This is a genomic window from Allobosea sp., assembly GCF_035999205.1.
Classification (GTDB): Bacteria; Pseudomonadota; Alphaproteobacteria; order Rhizobiales; family Beijerinckiaceae; genus Allobosea.
In genome coordinates, this window is the sequence record NZ_DASYHA010000017.1 from 1 (window position 1) to 20022 (window position 20022).

Annotated in this window: 13 protein-coding genes; 9 read left to right on the forward strand and 4 right to left on the reverse strand. The window is 62.2% G+C overall.

Annotation, left to right across the window (positions count from 1 at the left end; translation table 11 throughout):
* Nucleotides 1–220: 220 nt before the first annotated feature.
* Nucleotides 221–8143 carry a peroxidase family protein gene (locus VGN82_RS05740; protein WP_327526039.1) on the reverse strand — a complete coding sequence of 2641 codons (7923 nt, stop codon included), beginning with the start codon at nucleotides 8141–8143 and terminating at the stop codon, nucleotides 221–223.
* 402 nt (nucleotides 8144–8545) lie between these two features.
* Here VGN82_RS05740 and VGN82_RS05745 point away from each other — a divergent pair, with 402 nt between their 5' ends.
* From VGN82_RS05745 to VGN82_RS05755, 3 genes are all read left to right on the forward strand, one after another.
* Complete coding sequence (locus tag VGN82_RS05745) at nucleotides 8546–9988, forward strand: sensor histidine kinase (RefSeq protein WP_327526040.1); 1443 nt, start codon at nucleotides 8546–8548, stop codon at nucleotides 9986–9988.
* Nucleotides 9981–10637, forward strand: coding sequence for a response regulator transcription factor (locus VGN82_RS05750; RefSeq protein ID WP_327526041.1), 657 nt, complete (start codon nucleotides 9981–9983; stop codon nucleotides 10635–10637). The genes VGN82_RS05745 and VGN82_RS05750 overlap by 8 nt, the downstream gene beginning before the upstream one ends.
* 129 nt (nucleotides 10638–10766) lie before the next feature.
* Entirely contained in the window at nucleotides 10767–11423 is a 657-nt protein-coding gene (locus VGN82_RS05755) for a response regulator transcription factor (protein ID WP_327526042.1), read from the forward strand.
* 154 nt (nucleotides 11424–11577) lie between these two features.
* On the opposite strand, the gene VGN82_RS05760 is transcribed toward VGN82_RS05755, so the two are convergent.
* Complete coding sequence (locus VGN82_RS05760) at nucleotides 11578–11841, reverse strand: hypothetical protein (RefSeq protein WP_327526043.1); 264 nt, start codon at nucleotides 11839–11841, stop codon at nucleotides 11578–11580.
* A gap of 755 nt (nucleotides 11842–12596) precedes the next feature.
* On the opposite strand from VGN82_RS05760, the gene VGN82_RS05765 reads away from it, so the two are divergent.
* The 4 genes from VGN82_RS05765 to VGN82_RS05780 all read left to right on the forward strand — a co-directional run bounded on the left by VGN82_RS05765 (nucleotide 12597) and on the right by VGN82_RS05780 (nucleotide 15661).
* Nucleotides 12597–12875 carry a metal-sensing transcriptional repressor gene (locus VGN82_RS05765; protein ID WP_327526044.1) on the forward strand — a complete coding sequence of 93 codons (279 nt, stop codon included), beginning with the start codon at nucleotides 12597–12599 and terminating at the stop codon, nucleotides 12873–12875.
* A 7-nt stretch (nucleotides 12876–12882) separates the two neighbouring features.
* Nucleotides 12883–14238 (forward strand): MFS transporter, encoded by a 1356-nt coding sequence (locus VGN82_RS05770; protein ID WP_327526095.1) that lies wholly within the window; start codon nucleotides 12883–12885, stop codon nucleotides 14236–14238.
* Between the two features lie 290 nt (nucleotides 14239–14528).
* On the forward strand, nucleotides 14529–15029 hold the full coding sequence (locus VGN82_RS05775; RefSeq protein WP_327526045.1) for a peptidase associated/transthyretin-like domain-containing protein: 501 nt from the start codon (nucleotides 14529–14531) through the stop codon (nucleotides 15027–15029).
* Between the two features lie 5 nt (nucleotides 15030–15034).
* Nucleotides 15035–15661, forward strand: coding sequence for a ferric reductase-like transmembrane domain-containing protein (locus VGN82_RS05780; RefSeq protein WP_327526046.1), 627 nt, complete (start codon nucleotides 15035–15037; stop codon nucleotides 15659–15661).
* A 546-nt stretch (nucleotides 15662–16207) separates the two neighbouring features.
* On the opposite strand, the gene VGN82_RS05785 is transcribed toward VGN82_RS05780, so the two are convergent.
* Entirely contained in the window at nucleotides 16208–16528 is a 321-nt protein-coding gene (locus VGN82_RS05785; protein ID WP_327526047.1) for a hypothetical protein, read from the reverse strand.
* A 644-nt stretch (nucleotides 16529–17172) separates the two neighbouring features.
* Entirely contained in the window at nucleotides 17173–18033 is an 861-nt protein-coding gene (locus VGN82_RS05790) for a calcium-binding protein (RefSeq protein ID WP_327526048.1), read from the reverse strand.
* A gap of 417 nt (nucleotides 18034–18450) precedes the next feature.
* Here VGN82_RS05790 and VGN82_RS05795 point away from each other — a divergent pair, with 417 nt between their 5' ends.
* Together VGN82_RS05795 and VGN82_RS05800 are read left to right on the forward strand one after the other, a co-directional pair.
* Nucleotides 18451–18843: a CopG family transcriptional regulator gene (locus tag VGN82_RS05795; RefSeq protein ID WP_327526049.1), complete on the forward strand. Its 393-nt coding sequence runs from the start codon at nucleotides 18451–18453 to the stop codon at nucleotides 18841–18843.
* 18 nt (nucleotides 18844–18861) lie between these two features.
* Nucleotides 18862–19998: an extracellular catalytic domain type 1 short-chain-length polyhydroxyalkanoate depolymerase gene (locus VGN82_RS05800; RefSeq protein ID WP_327526050.1), complete on the forward strand. Its 1137-nt coding sequence runs from the start codon at nucleotides 18862–18864 to the stop codon at nucleotides 19996–19998.
* The last annotated feature ends 24 nt before the right edge of the window (nucleotides 19999–20022 follow it).

Here is a 20022-nt window from a genome sequence, read left to right on the forward strand (position 1 = left end):
AGGAGCCTGTGAGGGCCAGAATGTTGATGAGCCCGGAGACCACGAACAGGAACAGTCCGACCTTGCGGAAATCCTGGGTCAGCACGGCGGCGTCGCGCTTGCGAGCCTGAGACAGGAGGGCAGAGGAGGCCATGGCGGCACGCCCTTGAATATGAATGAAATATGGGAGGCAGCGAAGGCAGGCGGACCGTGGGGTCCGCCTGCCAGGCTTGGCTTAGGCTTAGAGCGAGAAGTTGCCGCCGTTCAGGTTGTGGCTGCCCTTCAGGTCGATGCGGAACTCCTCGCCATCGGCCCCGCTGATATTGCCGCTCACGATCGTGTAGTCGACGCCATCGCGCGTCTCGTAGCTCACCATGAGCTGCCCGGGCCCTGTGAAGGCCGTGCCCGGGATCAGGGTGAAGGACTGATTGCCCGCCACCGCGCTGTTGGCGTCGATGCCGGAGACGTCGAGCCGGTCGCCGGGCTCGAAGTCGAGGATGGTGTCGCCATCGGCGCCCGCCGCGTCGAGGAAGCGGAAGGTGTCGTCGCCGGCACCGCCCTGCATCACGTTCACCGCCGCGCTGGCCGTGATCGTGTCGTTGCCGGAGCCGGTCGCGACATTCTCGATGCTCCACAGCGTGTCGTCGCCGCTCTCGTTGCTGACCGCGCTGCCACGCCCCAGCACACCGTTGCCGAGATCCACCGTCAGATTGGCGGTGATCGCCGAGAGGTCGAGCGTGTCGACGCCGTTGCCGCCACCGATCTCGTCGCCGAAGTAGACGTCATGATCGTCGTACTGACCGGCGACGAAGAGGTCGTTGCCGGCACCGCCGACCACGGTGTCGTTGCCGGCACCGGCGAAGATGACGTCGTCGCCGCCCTGGCCGAAGATCCGGTCCGCTCCGACCTCGCCATGGATGAGGTCGGCATCCGCCCCGGCGAAGACGGTGTCGTCACCGGCCCCGGCCAGGATCGAGTCGCGTCCGGCACCACCGTCGACGAAGTCGGCCCCCTCCCCGGCCGAGATCGCGTCGTCGCCGCCATCGCCGATCAGGACGTCATCGCCGGCAAGCCCGATGATGTTGTCCGCGCCGGCCGTGCCGAGCAGGGTGTCGCCCGAGACCGTGCCGACCCTGGTGGCGCCACCCGAGGGCGACGGAGCAGGCGTACCCGTCTCGTCGTCGTCATCGTCGCAACCGCAGTCGTCGTCCTCGTCGTCTTCATCATGATGGTCGTCGTCATCGCCATGACCAACCTGCGGCGGGCCGTCTGGGGCGGTGAAGCAGATGCTGTGCGTGCCGTTGGTCATCGTCGTCACGCCGCTCTCATCGGTCGTGCTGGTATAATCCTCCGGCACGGCTCCGTCCGGGAGCTCGATCACGTCCTGCGGACGCAACGTTCCGACGATCGTGTCATTGCCGCCATTCGAGCGGAACACGATCCGATGGGCCGAGCTCAAGGCGGAAATGTCGACCGTGTCGTCACCAGCATTGCCATCGATCGTGATGGTGTTGAGACGCAAGCTCGTGCCGGAGAAGTCGCCAATGACTTGGAACGTATCGCCGCCGGCCGTTCCCGTGCCGGACGGATCGAAGCCGTTGATGCGGATTTCCTCGATCTCCGAAAGCTCGGCGATGACGTTGGCGAAGTTCGACCCGTTGCGGGTAATGACAATCTCGGTCGCTGCCGCCAGGGGGGAGTTTCCGTTATTGCCAGGGATCGCATCCCAGGCCGCACGGGTATATATCGTGTAGGCCTCCATCGACGCGTTGCCGTTCACGACGAATGTGTCGCCGAGCGTGCCCTCCGTGCCGCCGTTGACGATATCGCGCCCATCTGTCGGCCCAGTTGCATTGGCGTTCCAGATGATCGTGTCGTCACCGCCCAGCCCAAAGATCGTGTCAGTGCCTTGCAGTCCGATGAAGGTATTGTTGCCGTTGGTTCCGGTCAGTGTGTTGTTGCCGTTCGTGGCACCACCGACGGGAGCGGTCGTGCTCGCCAGAATGAAATCGGCAACGGTGACTTGGTTATTGTTGCCGTTAGTGACCGAAGCCGCGTTGATGCGAATGGTGCCGGCGAGCGAGCCGTCCGCATTGAGGACAGTGGCCAGGACAGCATTGCCGGCAACATTGGCCAGCGTCACGCGGCTGGCGAAGGTTGCAGCCGTGATGCCCAGCCCGCTCAGATCAATGCGGTCCTGGCCACCGTTCGCGGCGTTGGCATCGAAGCTGTTGACGACGTCGCTGCCAAAGCCGGTCGCGTTGTAGACGACCGTGTTGAAGCCGCCGCCAACATCGATCGTATCATTGCCGGCACCGCCGATGATTGTGTCGTTGTCGTCGCCGCCATTGAGCGTGTCGTTGCCGGTTCCGCCGTCGAGCAGGTCGTTGCCGTCATTGCCGGTGAGCGTATCGTCGCCGGCGCCGCCGAAGAGCTGGTTGTCATCGTCATTGCCAGTGATCGTATTGGCCAGCTCGTTGCCGGTGCCATCGATATCGCCGCCGCCGGTCAGAGTCAGGTTTTCAAGGTTTGCGCCCAGCGTGTAGGACGCAGCCGACGAGACGGTGTCGGTACCGCCACCCACGGCCTCGATGATGATGTCGCCGGCGGTGACGACATAGGTGTCATTGCCGCCCAGCCCCGAAAGGGTGTCGATGCCGGCGCCGCCCTCGATACGGTTGGCCAACTCGTTGCCGGTGGCGGTGAAGGTGCCCGCGCCAGCATAAGTCAGGTTCTCGACATTGGCGCCGAGCGTGTAGGCCGCGAGTGTGGTTTCGACCTCGTCGGCCGTTCCACCACCGATGGCTTCGATGACCACGTCGTCGGCGTCATCCACGACATAGAGGTCGCTATCGCCGCCGCCAATCATAGTGTCCGAGCCGAGGCCACCATTCAGCTCGTCAGTGCCCGCACCACCGACGAGCAAGTCATCGCCGGCACCGCCGTCCAAATCGTCATTGCCGGAGTGGCCGAACAGCAGGTCGGCGCCATCGCCACCTGCAAGATCGTCGCTTGCGGTCGTTCCAGCCAGCAGGGTGTTGTCGCCCGTTGCGGCCGATCGCGTACCGTTGTCATCGGTGCCGAGGACATAATCGCCCGCGAGCTCGTAGCCTTCGTAGGTACCGCCGTTGAAGTTGATGAATTCGACGGCTTCAACGGCCTGATCGAAATGATCGACGATGGTGATCTGCTGACCGTTGAATTGGATGGTCAGATCGTCGTTGCCCGCGCCTTGCGTCACCTCGAAGCCATTCAGGCCGCTCAGCGTTCCCGCCGTGATACTGATCCTGTCGGTGCCGCCGGCGTCGATGATCGTGTCGGTGCCATCGGCGAGGCCGAACATGTAGGTGTCGTTGCCGAGGCCGCCATTGAGTGCGTCGCTACCGGCACTGCCGAGCAGGATATCGTTGCCGCCATTGCCATTCAGGATATCGCTACCGGCCAACCCGACGATCAAGTCATCTTGGGCAGTGCCGTTGAGGACGGGGCGGTTGGCGACACCGGGCTGACCGTTGTCGTTGAACGGCGTACCCATGATGACGTTCAGCGTGCCGTCGGTGAACTCAAGCTTCTCGATACCGCGCACGGTGTCGCGACCATCCGAGCGCGGGTTCACCAGCGCTTCCTCTTCCGGCAGGTCGTCGTCAGCCTGCGGTTGAACGAAGCCCGTATGGTCGACGAACAGGCTGCCGTCGCTGTTGAGGCCGAAGCTGTAGTTGGCGCGGACATCCGTGTAGACCGCCGTATCGATATCGCCAGCGACTTTGCCGTCGACGATTTCACGAACGATCGACAGTTGGCTGGGGTTGATTTCGCCCGAGAGCATGCGCGGGGCCAGTTCCGTCAGGCTGTCGACGCTGAAGGCGGCCCAGGTCTGGCCGACGACGGGCGTCACCAGGACGCGGACGTTCAGCCACATGTCGCCGTCGATGACATCGTTGCCAGCTAGGCCCTTGATCCTGTCGCTGCCACCGCCGCCGAGAATGATATCGGAGGCGTCGGCGGTATCCATCACCACCTGTTCGCTGACGCCGTTCTCGCCGATCTGTGTCGTGCGGGTGATATGTGCAACCAAGGCACGAAGCCCGGTGATCAGGTCGACATTCTTCTCCAGCAGCGCGTTGGAATAGCTGTCCAGCGCGGAGTCATTATTGGGAATTGCTGCCGTGCCGGTCGCTTCGGCGCGGGTATTGACCGCGACACTTCGGCCCGTAAGCGTGTCGTTCTTGTCCCACCCCGAGAGGCCTTCGACGAGGTCGAAGCGGTCGCGAAGGATGAAGGCTTCCTGGGTCTCGAAGAGCGGGATGCCCAGATCAGAGACGGCAGCCTGGCTGTCGCCCTTGTGGATCGCCCAGTCGAAGCCGGCCATGCCGTTGCTGCGCTGGATGCCCTCGCTGTTCTGGAACATGATGTCGTCACCGGACTCGCCGTCATAGTCGGTGTCGCCGCTGCCGCCATTGAGAACATCGTGGCCGATGATGCTTGAATTGAAGAACAACTCCGAGTTCTCGCCCGACAGAGTGTCGAACCGCTGCCCGCCTTCGATCCAGTCGTCGCCCTCATTGCCGAGCAGGAAGTCGCCGCCCGTCCCCCCCAGGATGAAGTCATTGCCAGTGCCGCCGAAGGCTTCCTTGCCGTCGGGACCGGTGACGATGAAGTCGTTGCCCTGGTTGCCGAAGAGCAGCGACAGGCCCGAGCCACCATGGATGACGTCGTTGCCTTCGTTGCCGTGCAGGAAGTCGGCCTCGCCGATATCGGTGCCGGCATTGGTGATGATGTCGTCACCCTCGCCGCCAAAGACCTTGTCGACGCCGTAGCCGGCCTCGATGCGGTCATTGCCGCCCCTGCCCCAGATGGCATCGTCGCCGCCACCGGAGACGATGGTGTCGTTGCCCTCGGTGCCGCCGATGGTGAAGTGCTCGTTGCTGTTGACGCGGATATACTCCGCGATGCCGTCATTGTTGGCATCGACGCGTTCGACGAGCTGGGAGAAGCCGCCGAGGAAGGGATCGTCCGAAACCGGATCGGCGCCGAGCTGCTTGCTGATGTCCATCTCGAGCGTCGGCATCTGGAAGGCCGAGAAGAGATTGCCGGGCAAGGCGGTCTGCTCGTCGTCGCCGAGGTCGGTGTTGCGCATCACGAGTTCGGCGAACGTGTTGTTCTCGAGCTCGTTGAGCAGGTTCAGGCCTTGGGTACGCGACAGGTAGTAGAACCGGTCGGCGTCCTGCAGGTTTTCCATGGTCATCTGGAAGACGAAGCTGAAGGTCGAGCCCAGCATGCCGCCGAACGCCATCTTCTTTTCGGCCAGACCGCCCATCCAGAAGTCGACGGTGTTCAGGCCGCCCAGCATATCGTCGTCTTCATAGGCGCCGGTCGCGTTGAGGAAGTCGAGGCGATCGTTGTCGAAGTCGATCTTCTCCTGGCCCGTCAGTGTGTTGTCGCCGAGAACCAGCTTGGTCGCGGCCTCACGCAGCTGCTCGATCGTCTTCGGATTCGCCTCGTTGTTGAGCAGCGACGCATGCGTGCCGTACGCCGCGATGAAGTTGATGATCGAAGCCGGGTTCTTCATGTTGAGGGCGAAATCGGCCCAGCTCTCATACGGCTTGAGCAGCGTGTCGCCCGTCGCGGCAAAGAATTTTTCACGCGCTGCATTGAGCGGCGGCGTGCCGACGTCGCGGCCGCGGGCGATGTTGATGGTCGCAAGGTCGAGCGGAATGCCGAGCAGCTGATTGCGCAGCACGTCGGTGACGAATTCGTCGATCTCGCTGCCGGCCTGGCGGCTCATGCCCCGTATGATGGCGCCGGAGGCCTGCTCGGCCGAGCCGAGCGAGTCATACATGACCGGGTTGAGGAAGCCGTCGAACAGGGTGATGTCGTTCTGAACGGGGTTGCCGTTCGCATCCATCTCGATGACGGCGATGTCCTGCCGCAGCATCGAGTGGCCGAAGCGATACACGACATGGGCGAACTCGGCGGCGATGCTCGGGTTGATGTCGGCCGAAGGCTCGAACACGAAGGCATCGATATCCGGCTGCATCATGCGGCCGAATTCCTCGAAGACGAGATGCTGGTACTCCATCTCGTTGGTGAAGCGGCCGGCCTGGAAAAGACGCTCGCCATCCCAGACAAGCGCGTTGATCGCGTCATCCGTCGTCGGAACGGCGGCCACGTCGACCAGCAGCCACTCGTTGAGGAAGGCAAGATCGCCGCTCTGGAGCACGACGTCCTTGGTATGCTCGACGATGCGGTTGTGTTCGGCGTGGAAGACCTGGTGAACGGCCGTCAGGGCGATATTTTCGTTGGCGCGGCCGTCGCCGGCGATGAAGTGCCGGTCCAGCAGTTCATTGTCATAGGCCGTCGGCCCGCGCTGCCCCTGGGGGCCGGGCGAACCATCTGAATTGGCATAGCCGAGCGCCGAGTCGGTATCGGCCATGAGCACGCCACCGGTGACAATCGGAACCGCCGCATGGGCGATGTCGTCGAGGAAGGCGTGACCGGTTAGCACGACGCCTTGCGCGCTGACGGGAGCAGCCGGATTGCCCTCGCGCAGCACATCGTCTGCGGTGCCAAGCTGGCCGTCCGGACCCATCCCCACGACGAGTTGCGGATAGCCGTTCGCGCCCGGAATGAAATTGCCGTACTCGTCGGCCGCGATCAGCGGGATGTTGCCGACATTGAGGTCGGTCAGTTCGATGCCGAGAACGTCGCGCGCCTGAGCCTTGATGTCGGCCCACGTGGCGAGGCCGCCATTGCTGCCTTCCAGCAGCAGGCCGCTTGCGACCGGCTTGCCGTCCGGACCCGGAATATATTCGCGCATGAAGACCTGCTTCGACGCGGTCGAGCCATAGGTCTGGTTCTGGTCGACCCAGGGCGTGGTGAGGTTCTTCGGCCCGGGACCATCATCGGCGGTTCCTAGAACACCGTCGTCGCCCGGGTTCACGGTGACGCGTGTCAGCGGGATATAGTTCTGCCCGCCTTCGACATAGAGAGGATCGTCGGGCGACAGCGGCACATAGACGGTGCCGTTGCCGCCCTTAGCGACGAGATCGAGGCCGTGGTCGAAGAACTGGCCGAAAATGGTCATCCAGCCGTTGAACGGCGAGGACAGTCCTTCATCGGGCGAGACGTTCGGAAGGTAGACGGTGTTGCCGTCCATCTCGACGCCATGCGTGGCGAGAAGGCCGTCGAGCGCAGTTGTCGCGGCCACGACCTCGGCGGTCACCGCCGCTGCCTCGGCCAAGTCCGCCTCGGCCTGGGTCAGCGTGGCCTGCGCGGCGACAGCCAGTGCTGAGGCATCGGCGGCCAGCCCTGCCGACGCGTCCGCCGTGGCCTCGAGCGCGTCGGCATTCGCCTGCACTAGCGCGTAATCGGCCTGCGCCGCCTCGAACGCGGCAAGGGCTTCGGCGATCTCCGCCAACTCCTCATTGTTCGGGGTCGCATCGGTCAGAAGCGTGGTGTAGGCGAGCAGCGCCGCGTCGCGGGCAGCGGCAGCAGGAGCGACCAGCGCTTCGGCCGTCTCGAACGCGGCCAAGTCCGCAGCCGCCTGGGCCATGGCCGCGGAAGCCGCGGCAGTGGCGTTCGCCAGGGCAAGTTCGGCTGCATCCACATTGGCCTGCAGGCCTGCGATCAACCCTTCGGCTGCTTCGGCCGCATCGATCGCGGCGTCGAGGGCCGCCTTGGCTGCGACGATCGCGCTGAGCGCGTTCATCAGCGGCTGACCGGACAGGCCGGCATGCGTCAGCGCAGCCGCGATCGCGGCCGGGTTATTCAGTGTCTGGTCGACAATCAGGTTCGAGATGATGCGGGGGTCGGCGTCGATTACAGTGCCGCTGCCCGGGCCGGGCTGGGAGCCTGTACGCGGACCGGCATTGGCGTAGTCGTTGTTGGTGTACCACGTCTGCATGTTGGGGAGCGGGTTGAAGTCGTACCGGTCGCCATCGGCGTCGTTCATGTAGGTCGGGTCGAACAGACCCGGGAAGCTCTGGTCGGAAGCGCCCCAGTTCTCGCGGCCGGGCAGCAGATTGTTGTAGCTGCCGTCGACCGTGCGCAGGCCATACGGCAGCAGGTGAGCCTGGGTCAGGCCGTCATTGCCGTTGTAGCCCGCCACAAGCTCCGCCAAATCCACGCCAGCCGCATGGGACTCGGCGATTTGAATTTGCTTCAAGATGAATTCGAGATCATGTTTGACGAGTTTAACCATATCGCTAACTCCCCATCGAGCCAATTTGATTTCTATTCTTAATGCTACCCACTTTTGGAGGCGCATTTGCTTAGATTGTTGCCTGCATCGCCGTTTAACTGCATCGATGATGCGAACATTAATAAAGCGTTAGGGAGAAGATGATTGATTTTTCAAGGAAATGAATTGATCAAAGTCTGCCAATATTGGGCGACTAAATCGGCTAGGGGACCTCGTCGGGAGGCGGGCTGATACACTAGACCTAAGGCTAGGTCACAGCTCGCGTGGCCGAATCCGTATCTTGTTGGCCGCCACTACCTAGCGATAAATTGCACTTGCCTTATTCTCGATGTCGACCAAGTATTTCATTCCGCATACGAGAGAAGAATGCCGAAAGCCAAATGCGAAAGCTTAAAGTTTGGTGACGCTGCCTGGATAACAGCCAGCCGGCGTCTCTGGCGCTCGATGTCGCTGTCATTACGTTTTGTTATCACCGGCGGCCTGTTGATGCTGGCGGCTATGATCGTCTCAGGCGTCCTAGTGTCTGATATGATCTCCCGCGAAGCGCTCAAAAGCCGCGCTGCAGCAACGGCGCTTTTCGTGCAAAGCCTCGTGGCGCCGTTCGCGCAAGAACTTCGAACATCAGGAAATTTATCGCAGCAGTCGATTGCTCAACTAAATCGGCTATACGCTGACGAAACCTTCGGCAGCCGCTTTCCTTATCTGGAATTGTGGGCTCCTGACGGCAGCATAGTTTACTCGAACACCCCTAAACTCATCGGGTACCGTTTCAGCCCACCCAAGGGTCTCGGCTTGGCCCTTGCGGGGGACGTCACCTCCGACTACGCAGATCTCAATGCTCGTGAGCATACGATCCGCGGGTTTGGCAAGCGGTATTTGGAAATTTACAGCCCGATCCGCGAACAAGGATCTAGTCAGGTCGTTGCCGTGGCAGAGATCCACGAAGATTTGTTGCCATTAAGCGAAGACATGATGCAACTAAGGTTAAGCGCCTGGTTTGTCGTTGCGCTTATGACTTTGATCATCATGTCGGGGTTATTTGGGATCGTCCATCGCGGTAGCCGTACTATAGAGCAGCAAAGCTTCGACCTAAAATCCCGCATCACCGAGATTGAAGAGTTATTGCGGCTCAACCGGAACCTTACGGAGCGCTCCCAGCGGGCTTCGGCGCGCGTGGCCGAGATCAATGAGCAGTTCATTCGCTCGGTGGGGGCTGATATCCACGACGGACCGGCACAATTAGTGAGCTACTCGGTACTGATGATCGATGCCGCTCACAAGGCGCGCACGTCGGCGTCACGCAACGTGCAGCTCGCCAGGGCGGAGACCGCACTCGACGAGGCCTTGCGCGATCTCAGGGCCATCGCACGCGGATTGCTGCTTCCCGACATTGCGGCCCAGCCATTCTCTCACGTCTTGGAACGGGTTGTGCGCGCCCATGAAGTCCGCACCTCCACCAAAGTAACGCTGGCAATGACAGACCAAGTTGATCCGGTTTCCCATGCCGTCAAGATATGCGCCTATCGCTTCATTCAGGAGGGACTAAACAACGCTTTCCGCCATGGCGGCGCCGTCGGACAGGAGGTCAAGAGTTGGATGGAGGGCACAACCCTACGTGTTTCGGTATCGGATGAAGGCGGCAAAGCGCAAAAGGATGACCAGGCGTTGTCCGAAGGCGGGCTAGGGCTACACGGCCTGCGTGAACGAGTGGAGAGCCTAGGCGGAACGCTGACAATGCAGCCGCGAGCAGAATGTGGCAGCACCATCGAAATGGCCATCGATCTCAGCGGAGGACTTCGCATTGCGTGAGAAGACTGCCATCATAGTTGTCGACGACCATGCCATCTTCCGTACGGGCGTCATCCAAATTCTCGCCAGCAGCAACGATCTCGACGTCGTTGGGGAAGGTGCCTCGCAGGCCGATGCGATTGATTTGGCCACGCGGCTTCGGCCTAACATCGCCTTGATCGATATCTCCATGCCGGGCGGCGGGCTCGAGGCCGCGCGCAGCTTCCACTCCAACTGTCCCGATGTGCGCGTCGTAATGCTAACCGTTGCGGAGGATCAGGATGTCGTTCTGCAAGCACTCGACGCAGGCGTTTCAGGCTACGTGCTGAAAGGGGTGCCCGGCTCGGAACTCATTACCATCATTCGATCGATCGCGAAGGGCGAAACCTATGTTCCCCCAAATATGGCGGTAAGCCTCCTGAGCGCCATGCGTGGCCGCATCGATAGCAACTCGATCACCGGAAAGCTCGCGGCTCTCACCCTGAAGGAGCGCCAAACGTTGCGGTTCCTGGCGCGGGGCTTCAGCAATCGCGATATCGCCGAAGCCACTGGCGTCTCATTGAAGACGGTCAAGTTCCACGTCTCGAATATCTTGGCGAAACTCGGATCGAAAAATCGCGTCGAAGCGGCGCTGATTGGACAGAGCCATTCCGTTTATGACGATGCGTAAGCGGAAGGCTTAGCGGCGCTTCGTCGGCGAGCGCTCGGGCTATCGGGTTCATGTCTTTCTGGCAGCCTGGACCGCGGGTGAATGGCGGCACCTCGAAATGGCCATCGATCTAAAGTGGAGGGCTTCGCTTTGCGTGAGAAGACATCCATAATTGTCGTGGACGACCATGCGATTTTCCGCGCCGGCGTCGTTCATATTCTGGCCAGCAGCGACGATCTCAAGATCGTTGGAGAAGGAGCCTCAAAGGCCGACGCAATCGATCTTGCCACGCGCCTTCGACCACAGATCGCGTTGATCGACATCTCAATGCCCGGAGGAGGAATTGAGGCCGCGCAGAGCATCCACACCAATTGCCCTGATGTACGCGTCGTCATGCTTACGGTTTCTGAAGAAGAGGATGTTGTCCTGCAGGCACTCAATGCGGGCGCCTTGGGCTATGCGCTGAAAGGGATGCCGGGGTCTGGCCTGATCGATATCATCAGATCGATCGTCCAGGGGGAGTCGTATGTTCCGCCCCAAATGGCAGGGAGACTGCTGAGCGCCATGCGCGGTCAGCTCGACGGCAACTCGATGGTGGCGAGGATCGCATCGCTGACCGTTAAGGAGCGCCAGACATTGCGTTTTGTGGCGAGGGGCTTCAGCAATCGCGATGTCGCCGAAGCAACTGGGGTCTCGTTACAGACGGTCAAATTCCATGTTTCGAACGTATTGTCCAAGCTCGGAGCCAAAAACCGGGTGGAAGCAGCTCTTATCGGGCAAAGCCACACGACATACGAGGAGATCTGAACCCAAGCGATTTTGGCCGCTGCTGGAAAGGGCGGCTTTCGGGCAGCGACCTAAAGTCCGCTCCTTGCACAACACTGCCCGAGAACTCAGCGAGGACTAAAGCGAATTCGGGCCCCAAGCCGTCAGTCCAATGCGATCACGCTGGGCCGGCTGCTTAGGCGGCGGCCAAGTCGTCAGGAGGCAATACCCGACCGATAATAGCCAAATGCCGGTCGCTGTAATTCACAACCGCAAAGACGACCTCAGCCCCATCTTCGCATTGCAGGGTCAGACGCCCCCAAAACGCAGAAGGGTCAATGTGAGACGTGTCACAAAGCAGGTAGCCTGTGCGCGTGTCATCATAGTCGCCGCCGAACTGGTACTCGACGGCAATGCTGCCCGCATGTCGCAACAGTATCGAGCCACTTCCGGTGATCATGGTGTGTCTCCGCCTGGCGGCGTCACTGCGCGCCGTGAGCGGTCATTTCCAAACGAGGCATGGAGACAACTGCACGATCAGTCATGCTCCTTTCGTGTGGCGTGTCTATGTCATTGTTCGGAGGGTCGGCCATGACGCCGGTGGCGAATGTCTGGTTCCAGGCGGCGAGCCGTTTAGCAAACAGGCGCGTAGGAGAGCGGCGCCGTAGTGCCGCCCTCCATCGACTCACACCATGCACTTGATCTCGGTGTCGGCGCCGTATCGTTTTTCAGGCGGACCGTTACGTCTGCCTTGCCCTCGGCGGTGACGGCCCCTTCGTCATTGGCGACGCCGCGGCCCTGCTTGTGGCGCTTCTCCTTGTTGCGTCGTAGTTCACGACACCACACTCGGCAGCCCAGGAGAAGTTCACCTTGCCGCCAGCTTTCATGGTCAGTTTGTACTCGATGCCTTCGCCGGGCTTGAGCGTGATCACGGTCTCGTCGGAGAGGGTTGCGGTCTGCGCTCTGGCCTAGCCGATGAAGAGCTCGGTGAATACTGTGCCGAGCAGGCTGGAGCGCTGATCCAGGGCAGGCGTCGCAGGTGCCGGCGTCGCGGGAGCAGCAGGCGCCTGTTGGTCGCGCAACCTGTCGGTTTCCGCCTCCGGGGCCAGTTGGGGCTTGATCTCGCCCAACTCGGTGAGCTGGAGCGCCCGGCCGATGCTGTGATCGAATTTTCTGCTGCTCCCCTTATCCCCCCAGAGGGGATATAAACAAGGGATGAGCGAGTCGCATGTCCACAACGGTCATCCCGCCATTATCAAACGCCTGAAACGCGCCGGCGGGCACCTCGCCAAGGTCGTCGAGATGATCGAGGCCGGCCGAGCATGCCTCGAGATAGCCACGCAGCTCCAGGCGGTCGAGAGCGCCATCGCCTCCGCCAAGCGGACCTTGGTGCAGGACCATCTCGACCATTGCCTCGACGAGGTCGTTGGCGACCTCCCGGCCGAACGGCGCCAGCCGATCGACGAGTTTAAGCAGATCACCAAGTTTCTCTGAGGCGACGATGTTCCAGGTACTTTCCCATCGGGTGTATGGTCGACTGTTCTGTGCGCAGGTCATCGCGCTGATCGGAACAGGCCTACTGACCGTCGCGCTTGGCCTGCTCGCTTTCGACATTGCGGGGGCGAATGCGGGCAGCGTGCTCGGGACCGCGCTCGCGATCAAAATGGTCGCCTATGTGACGGTGGCGCCGATCGTCGGGGCCTTCGCCGCGCAGCTTCCTCGCCGTGCCTTCCTCATCGCGATGGATCTGGTGCGAGCGGTGATCGCCTTGACACTGCCCTTCATCACAGAGACATGGCAGGTCTATCTGGCTGTGTTCGTGCTTCAGTCGGCATCGGCTGCCTTTACCCCGACCTTCCAGGCGACCATCCCCGACGTGCTCCCGGAAGAGGAGGACTACACCCAAGCCCCGTTGCTCTCCCGGCTGGCTTACGACCTGGAGAGCATCGTCAGCCCCATGCTCGCGGCAGTTCTCCTGACGGTGATCAACTTCCATTGGCTGTTCGCCGGAACGGTCGTCGGGTTCCTAGTGTCCGCAGCATTGGTCCTGTCGGTCGCGCTGCCGGTCTCGCCGGCAAAGCCGCGTGAGGGCGGCATCTACGACAAGACCACTAGGGGAATCCGGATCTATCTGGCGACGCCGCGGCTGCGCGGCCTGCTGGCGCTCAACATGGCCGTAGCGATGGGCGGCGCACTGGTCATCGTCAATACGGTCGTGATCGTGAAGGGGCGTCTCGGCTTGGACGACAACGCCGTCGCGCTGGCGCTCGCCTGCTTCGGCGGCGGTTCGATGCTCTCGGCCCTGACCCTGCCACGAATACTGGAACGCCACGCCGACCGGACGGTGATGCTGAGCGCGGCCACGATCCTTGCCGCCGTGCTCGGCGGCTTCGCACTTCTACTCTTCGCCCGGGGCTGGACGTTCGCTCCGGGTGCGTCCGCCGCTGGTTGGGCTGCGCTGCTTGTCACATGGGCGCTGCTCGGGATCGGCTATTCGGCGACGCAAACACCATCTGGGCGACTACTGCGCCGTTCCGCTCATGCGGACGACCGGCCGGCGGTCTTCGCCGCGCAGTTCGCACTGTCACATGCCTGCTGGCTCGTGACCTATCCGCTCGCGGGCTGGCTCGGTGCCACCCTGCCGCTGGCAACACTCGCCGCGCTGTTCGGGGCGGCGACGTTGCTTGCCGTCGTCGGCGCCGCGAGGCTATGGCCGGCTGGCAGTACAGAGGCTGTCCTGCACGATCATCCCGAGCTTCCGCACAACCATCCTCATCTGGCCGAGCACGCCGGGCGGCATTCCCACGCCATCGTCATCGACGACCTCCACCCGAGCTGGCCGTCTCGGGCCGGGTGACGGATAGTTCGTCCCGGTCGTGCGTCCAAGGGGGGTATCTCAATGTCCGCAAATGTCGCCAAGGGAACGAGCCCATATGTTGGCCGATGTGCCTCGGTCACGCAGAGGCGAATGAGCCTTAGGCGCGCGCCGAGAGGCGGAGCGAAGGACGGCCCTCTGCAACGGTCGTCACGAAGCCGTGTGCCCCCCTGGCTGACGAGATTTCGACGAATAGCTTCAGTAGGCTGCAACTGGACGGGAAGCTCGTGGCGTTGGCCGACGGGCTATCACTTTGACCCTTGGAGCATGCAATGCTGCCCATTTCGACGACACGCCGCGGTTTGCTGGCTGCAGGCACCGCCTTCGGCGCGGCGGCGCTGACAGCGGGAGCGCCGGGGATCATTCGGCCGGCGCAGTCCCAAGGTTTGGTGGCGACGGATTCGATGCGCGGCGGCGCCAATAATTACCGTCCCGGTGCGCCGACTGTGCAGCGCATCGGCAGCGGCGGCTTCTGGATGTCCGGGACGGTGCGCCGGGCCGGAGACGGCGCGCCGCTTTCTGGTATCCGTATTCAGATCTGGGCCCACACAACCGAGGGCTACGAGACCGATGCGCACAGCCACGGTGCGACGCTGACCGATCCCGACGGTGTCTTTCGCCTCGAGATGCCGCAGATCATCCCGGCCTTCGGGCAGGCGCACGGTCATCTCGCTTATGACGACGCCGCCTTCAAGACCGTGTTCCTGCGTCCGGTTATGCAGAGTCCCCGAGACAAGAGTTTGAAGGCTGATTTCGTGCTCCAGCCGGCGTGAATGGTATGGCGTGGATTAGGGCGGCCCTGATCTGGGCCGTGGTCGCGGGCACGATCGTTGTTTCGCTCGGCGTCGCTGCAAAGAGCCCGCTACTTGCTTGGCGTGGACCAATCTATGTCGTGGCCGGTTTCGCCGGCGTCTTGGCGCTTGCGCTCGTTCTGCTGCAGCCCCTGCTCGCGGCCGGATACCTCCCGGGCCTCCCGGTCCCGCGCGGGCGTCTAGTGCATCGCTGGGTCGGAGCCGCACTCGTCACGGCAATCATCATTCACGTCGCAGGGCTGTGGGTGACCAGCCCGCCCGACGTAGTCGACGCGCTTCTCTTCGACTCGCCAACGCCCTTTTCGGCCTGGGGTGTCGTCGCCATGTGGGCCGCTTTCGCTGCGGCGCTTCTCGCCATTCTGCGCCGGCCCCTGCGCATCAAGCCGCGGCTCTGGCGTCTTGGCCATACGGTGCTCGTGGTGTTGGTGGTGGTCGGTGGGGTCGTCCACGCGCTGCTGATCGACGGGACAATGGGGAGCATGTCCAAGCTCGTGCTCTGCGCGCTTGTCGTCGCGGCGACCGCGGTCGCGCTGTTCAATCTTCGCGCTTGGATGGTGCTGACACGGCGAAAGCCGGAAGACCGGCGCCCATGATCTTCGCGGCTCCCAGCGAGCGCGCATCGGTCGGCCCTCTATCCACCCCGTCGGCCGCGTGTGAGCGAAGCGTGTGACTGCCGCCGCGGATCGGATGCTGACAGCCGAGAAGCGTTGTTCGGATACGCCCCGCTTTCCGGCATCGCCCGAATGTCTGCAGTTGGCGCGGGTTGCGCTCCTACCCGCGATTTTGGCCAAGGGGAGTGAGTGGGTGCAAGCGGGATAAGGCTCGTAGTTGATGAACCGTATCGGCAGCGACCTCAGTTGTCGCGCGAGAGCCGCTGCGGGTCCCAACGCTATTGGTGCAACAAGGGGGTCTGCATGGCAGTGTAACAGCCGCCATTCGGCACGATCTCGTCGATAGACCAAGGTCACGCGAAGTGGCCCGTCCTGCTCCCAGACCATCAATCGCCGTATCCTTGCTCGATCAGATCGCACGGCGCTCGCTAGGCAGGTTGGTGCGATGGATGGGCGCGGTCAATTTTTTTGGAGGGACGGTGAGGGGACTGGGTGACGGCTTTAACTGCTGGCAGGTCGCGTCTGTGATCAGTCGAAGCTTTCGACCTCGTCGCCTTCATCGTCATCTAGCAGCTTCCCAAGCAAGACATATCGGTTGATCGTTGCCGGCGTAACGTCGCGGGTGCACCTTTCCCGGAGTTTGGACGCCTCCTGACGGACGACTATTTGCAGTTCGCGAGGATGGATCCCAAGCAATTCGCTCCACCCCAGCATACGCTGCAAGTGCAGATCCCAAGCGAGACACGCCTCTTGTATTCGGGTCAGAGGTTGCTCGGACCGAGCGGCTCCGAAGAAAGCAAAAGCCGCGCCGATTGCGACCAGTAGCGCCAGACAGTGCCGTGTCGCCATGCGAACGTCCCCCTAGCTGGTCGATATTATCGCGACATTCTGCGAAAGGAGTCATCCAAACAGATGACCCCGTAGGCGCGCCTAGCGGACCCTCATGCCGAGGTTGATGCTCGGCGCGGAACGGGATTATCGCCTGGCGCGGGCTGCGCTTCGGTGTCGTCCATTTTGGACCTGCCGCTCTCGCTACCCGGCTTTCGGGTCAATGCCGTGGCGCCCGAAAACTGCAATAGATGTCGGCTTCGCCTGGCTGGTGGATTGCTCAGACACGAAGGCAATGCGGTACGCACCCAGCGGCAGTAAGCATTCGTCCCCACCAAAGCGATTCTTTGTCGGCCGTCGGGCACCCGTCCGATGTCTGCCCCCAGAGCCCACGGACCCAAGCGACGGAAGGATCACGCCGAACTTTTGGAGAGCTCTCGAGCGCTCTCATCGAGTGAGAGACGAGTGTTGGACAGTTGAGGGGTGGCGATCGACGGCCACCTTGCTTGAGCTGGTCCTTTGGGGCGCGTCGGTAGCCGTAGGGCAGTCGTAAGGCCGTTCTCCCGGAGCCCGTGGTTGAACTCCGAAAGAATCGATTTGAACCGGCCGCCTACGGCTTTAGGACTTGGGCGGAGCCGGGCTGGATTCGTCCGAGCCCGTTGTACTCAGAACATGAAGTCCGAGACCGTGAGGCTGATTTCGCCGACGAGCTCGATCTCGAAATCGGCGACGCTGTCGCCGTCCACATCGCCGGTGACGAACGTGTTGCCGTTCGAGACCTCATACCGAAGCTGACCGGCCTCGCCGCTAAATGTATCCGTCCCTACGAAGACGAATTCCTCGTGCTCGTCGGTGTTGGCATTGGCATCCATGGCCAGTTGGATGTCGTCAGCGCCCCGTGTGAAGTTGTAGATGACGTCGCGTGCGCCTGCTCCCGGCGCACTATCGCTGACACCCCGATAAACGAAAATGTCGCGGCCCAGATCGCCGTACAGGAAATCCTTGCCGCCATCGCCTTGAAGCTCGTCCGAGTAGAAAAAATCGCCGGAGCTATCCCCGCCGCTATAGATCGTGTCGGAACCGGCTCCGCCCATGAGGAGATCGGCGCCATTGCCGCCATCGAGTGTATCGTGGCCGTCGCCGCCGGACACGATATCTCTTTCGTCGCCGCCGTAGATGATGTCGTTACCGGCCTCACCATGGACGATGCCGCCACCGGTCACCACATCGTTGCCATTGCCGCCATAGATCAGGTCATACTGCCCGCCACCCGTAATTAGGTCGTTGCCGTCCCCACCATAGAGTTGATCCACGCCCTCTCCGCCATAGATGCGATCGTTGCCGCCGCCGCCATGAATGGTGTCGAAGCCATCGCCTCCGGACAGCATGTCGGAGTGCGCGCCACCGATGAGATGATCGTCACCGCCGCGGCCATAAGCGGTCCAACCTCTTGTGCTGCTCTCGGCCACCCAGGAATCATTGTCCTCGGTGCCATCCCAACGGTTCTGCAGAACGTTCAGGCTCATGCCTCAAGTCTCCCTGACAGCTGGCCCACCCGTAATGATCGCCAATGATTTCCCCATTGGCAGAGTTGATGCGGGTTGCGACATCATTGTGGCAGATGGGCGCGGCCTAGGAGGTCGCCGGCCGGCAAACTGAAGGCGCCAGCGATTCAGTGGGTTCGGCTTTCGGCACGGGGCGGATATGACCGTCTTATGATGGCCCTCAGTCATCGCTGACCGTTTGCACGCTATGGCCAGTCGAGCCGCCTCGGCATTTAGCCACTAAACGGCCCACCAATCCATCGTGGCTGAACCGTTCTCCATCGGGTCGTGACAGCAATCAGGTCCGCGGGATGAGGCGCAGACGACACCCTTTTCGGATCTTGAATGTGCGGGTTTATCATCCATATACCATCCAGTTGGATGTTCTATGGATGGGTGATGAAAGCTCCTGACAGTGAGAAACTCACAATCAACCTCGGTTTTGTCGACCTCGGTCGGATCGATCTGCTCGTCCGGGACGGGTTCTATTCGAACCGATCCGACTTCATCCGGACCGCCATCCGCAACCAACTGCTGACCCATGCCGACGTCGCGACAAATGCGACGAACCGCCTCTCACTCGAACTAGGGTTGCGGACCTTCACCCGGACAGACCTCGAGGCCGTAGCGGCGGCGAATGAGCACCTGGACATCCGCGTCCTCGGCTTGGCGATCATCGCCGACGATGTCACGCCGGAACTGGCGCGCCGAACGATCGCATCGCTCACGGTCCTCGGCGCCCTCCACGCATCTTCCGAGGTCAAGGCCGCGCTGGCGGACCGCATCTCCTAACCCATCAAGGATGACACCATGACCTTCCGCATCCTGGATGCCGTCGCCGATGCGATGGCCCACCTCAAGACATCCGATGTCGCAGGGGCTACCTCCACACTCCGGGACACCCTGATGGGCGGTGGCGTTCCCGCGCAACGCGCGACGATAGGATATCCTTTCAACGCCCCCATGGCACGAAGGCTGGCGGACGTGTTGAAAGTGCTGAAGGCACGTCGCGGCGAGTTCCCGTCCCTGATGCCTCGGCCGACTCCCAAGTCCCGCGCCGACGATCCCCACTTTACGTCGCGAACGTTGAACTCGGCGTGGGGGACGATGAACTACAAGCTATACGTGCCCGAGCACCGTGCTCGCGAACCGGCTCTCGTTCTGATGCTGCACGGTTGCACGCAGGATCCTGACGACTTCGCGCGCGGGACCAGAATGAACCGACTTGCCGATGAGTTCGGCCTCATCGTCGCCTATCCCCATCAGCCGCGTAGCGCCAACGCCCAGGGGTGCTGGAACTGGTTCGATCGCCGCCATCAGTCCGCCGGCTCCGGCGAGCCGGCGATGCTGGCGGCGCTGGCTCAAACGGTATCTGTCGAATTCGGTATCGCTCCGGAGCGCGTCTTTGCTGCCGGACTATCGGCCGGGGCGGCAATGGCGGACGTTCTCGCTGAAGCCTATCCGGAGGTCTTCTCTCGGGTCGGTCTGCATTCGGGGATGCCGCATCTTGCCGCCCATGATGTGATGTCGGCCTTCGCAGCCATGAAAGGCGGCGGAAAAGCAGGTCGGCGAGGCGCGGCCGGTCGAGCCAGTCGAAAGATCATCATCCACGGAACAGCCGATTCGACGGTTCATCCGTCGAATAGCGATGAGATTTTCGAACGGATGCGCGCGCGGGTCGGAGCGTCGTCCATCATCCTGACGAACGACAAGACCGCGGGCCGCAAGGTCACCCGTCAAGTCTTGATCGGGCCTATGGGCGAGGCACTGGCGGAGCACCTTCTGATCGAGGGGGGGGGCCACGCCTGGTCCGGCGGCGACGGCGGTGGGAGCTACGCAGATCCCGTCGGCCCCGATGCATCCCGCGAGATCGTGGAATTCTTTCTGAGGGACTTTGACACGCGGTCTCAAGAACGAAGCACGGAGGCAATCGGATCCAGTCCGTGAGCGCCGCCGCGCCACACAACGGCG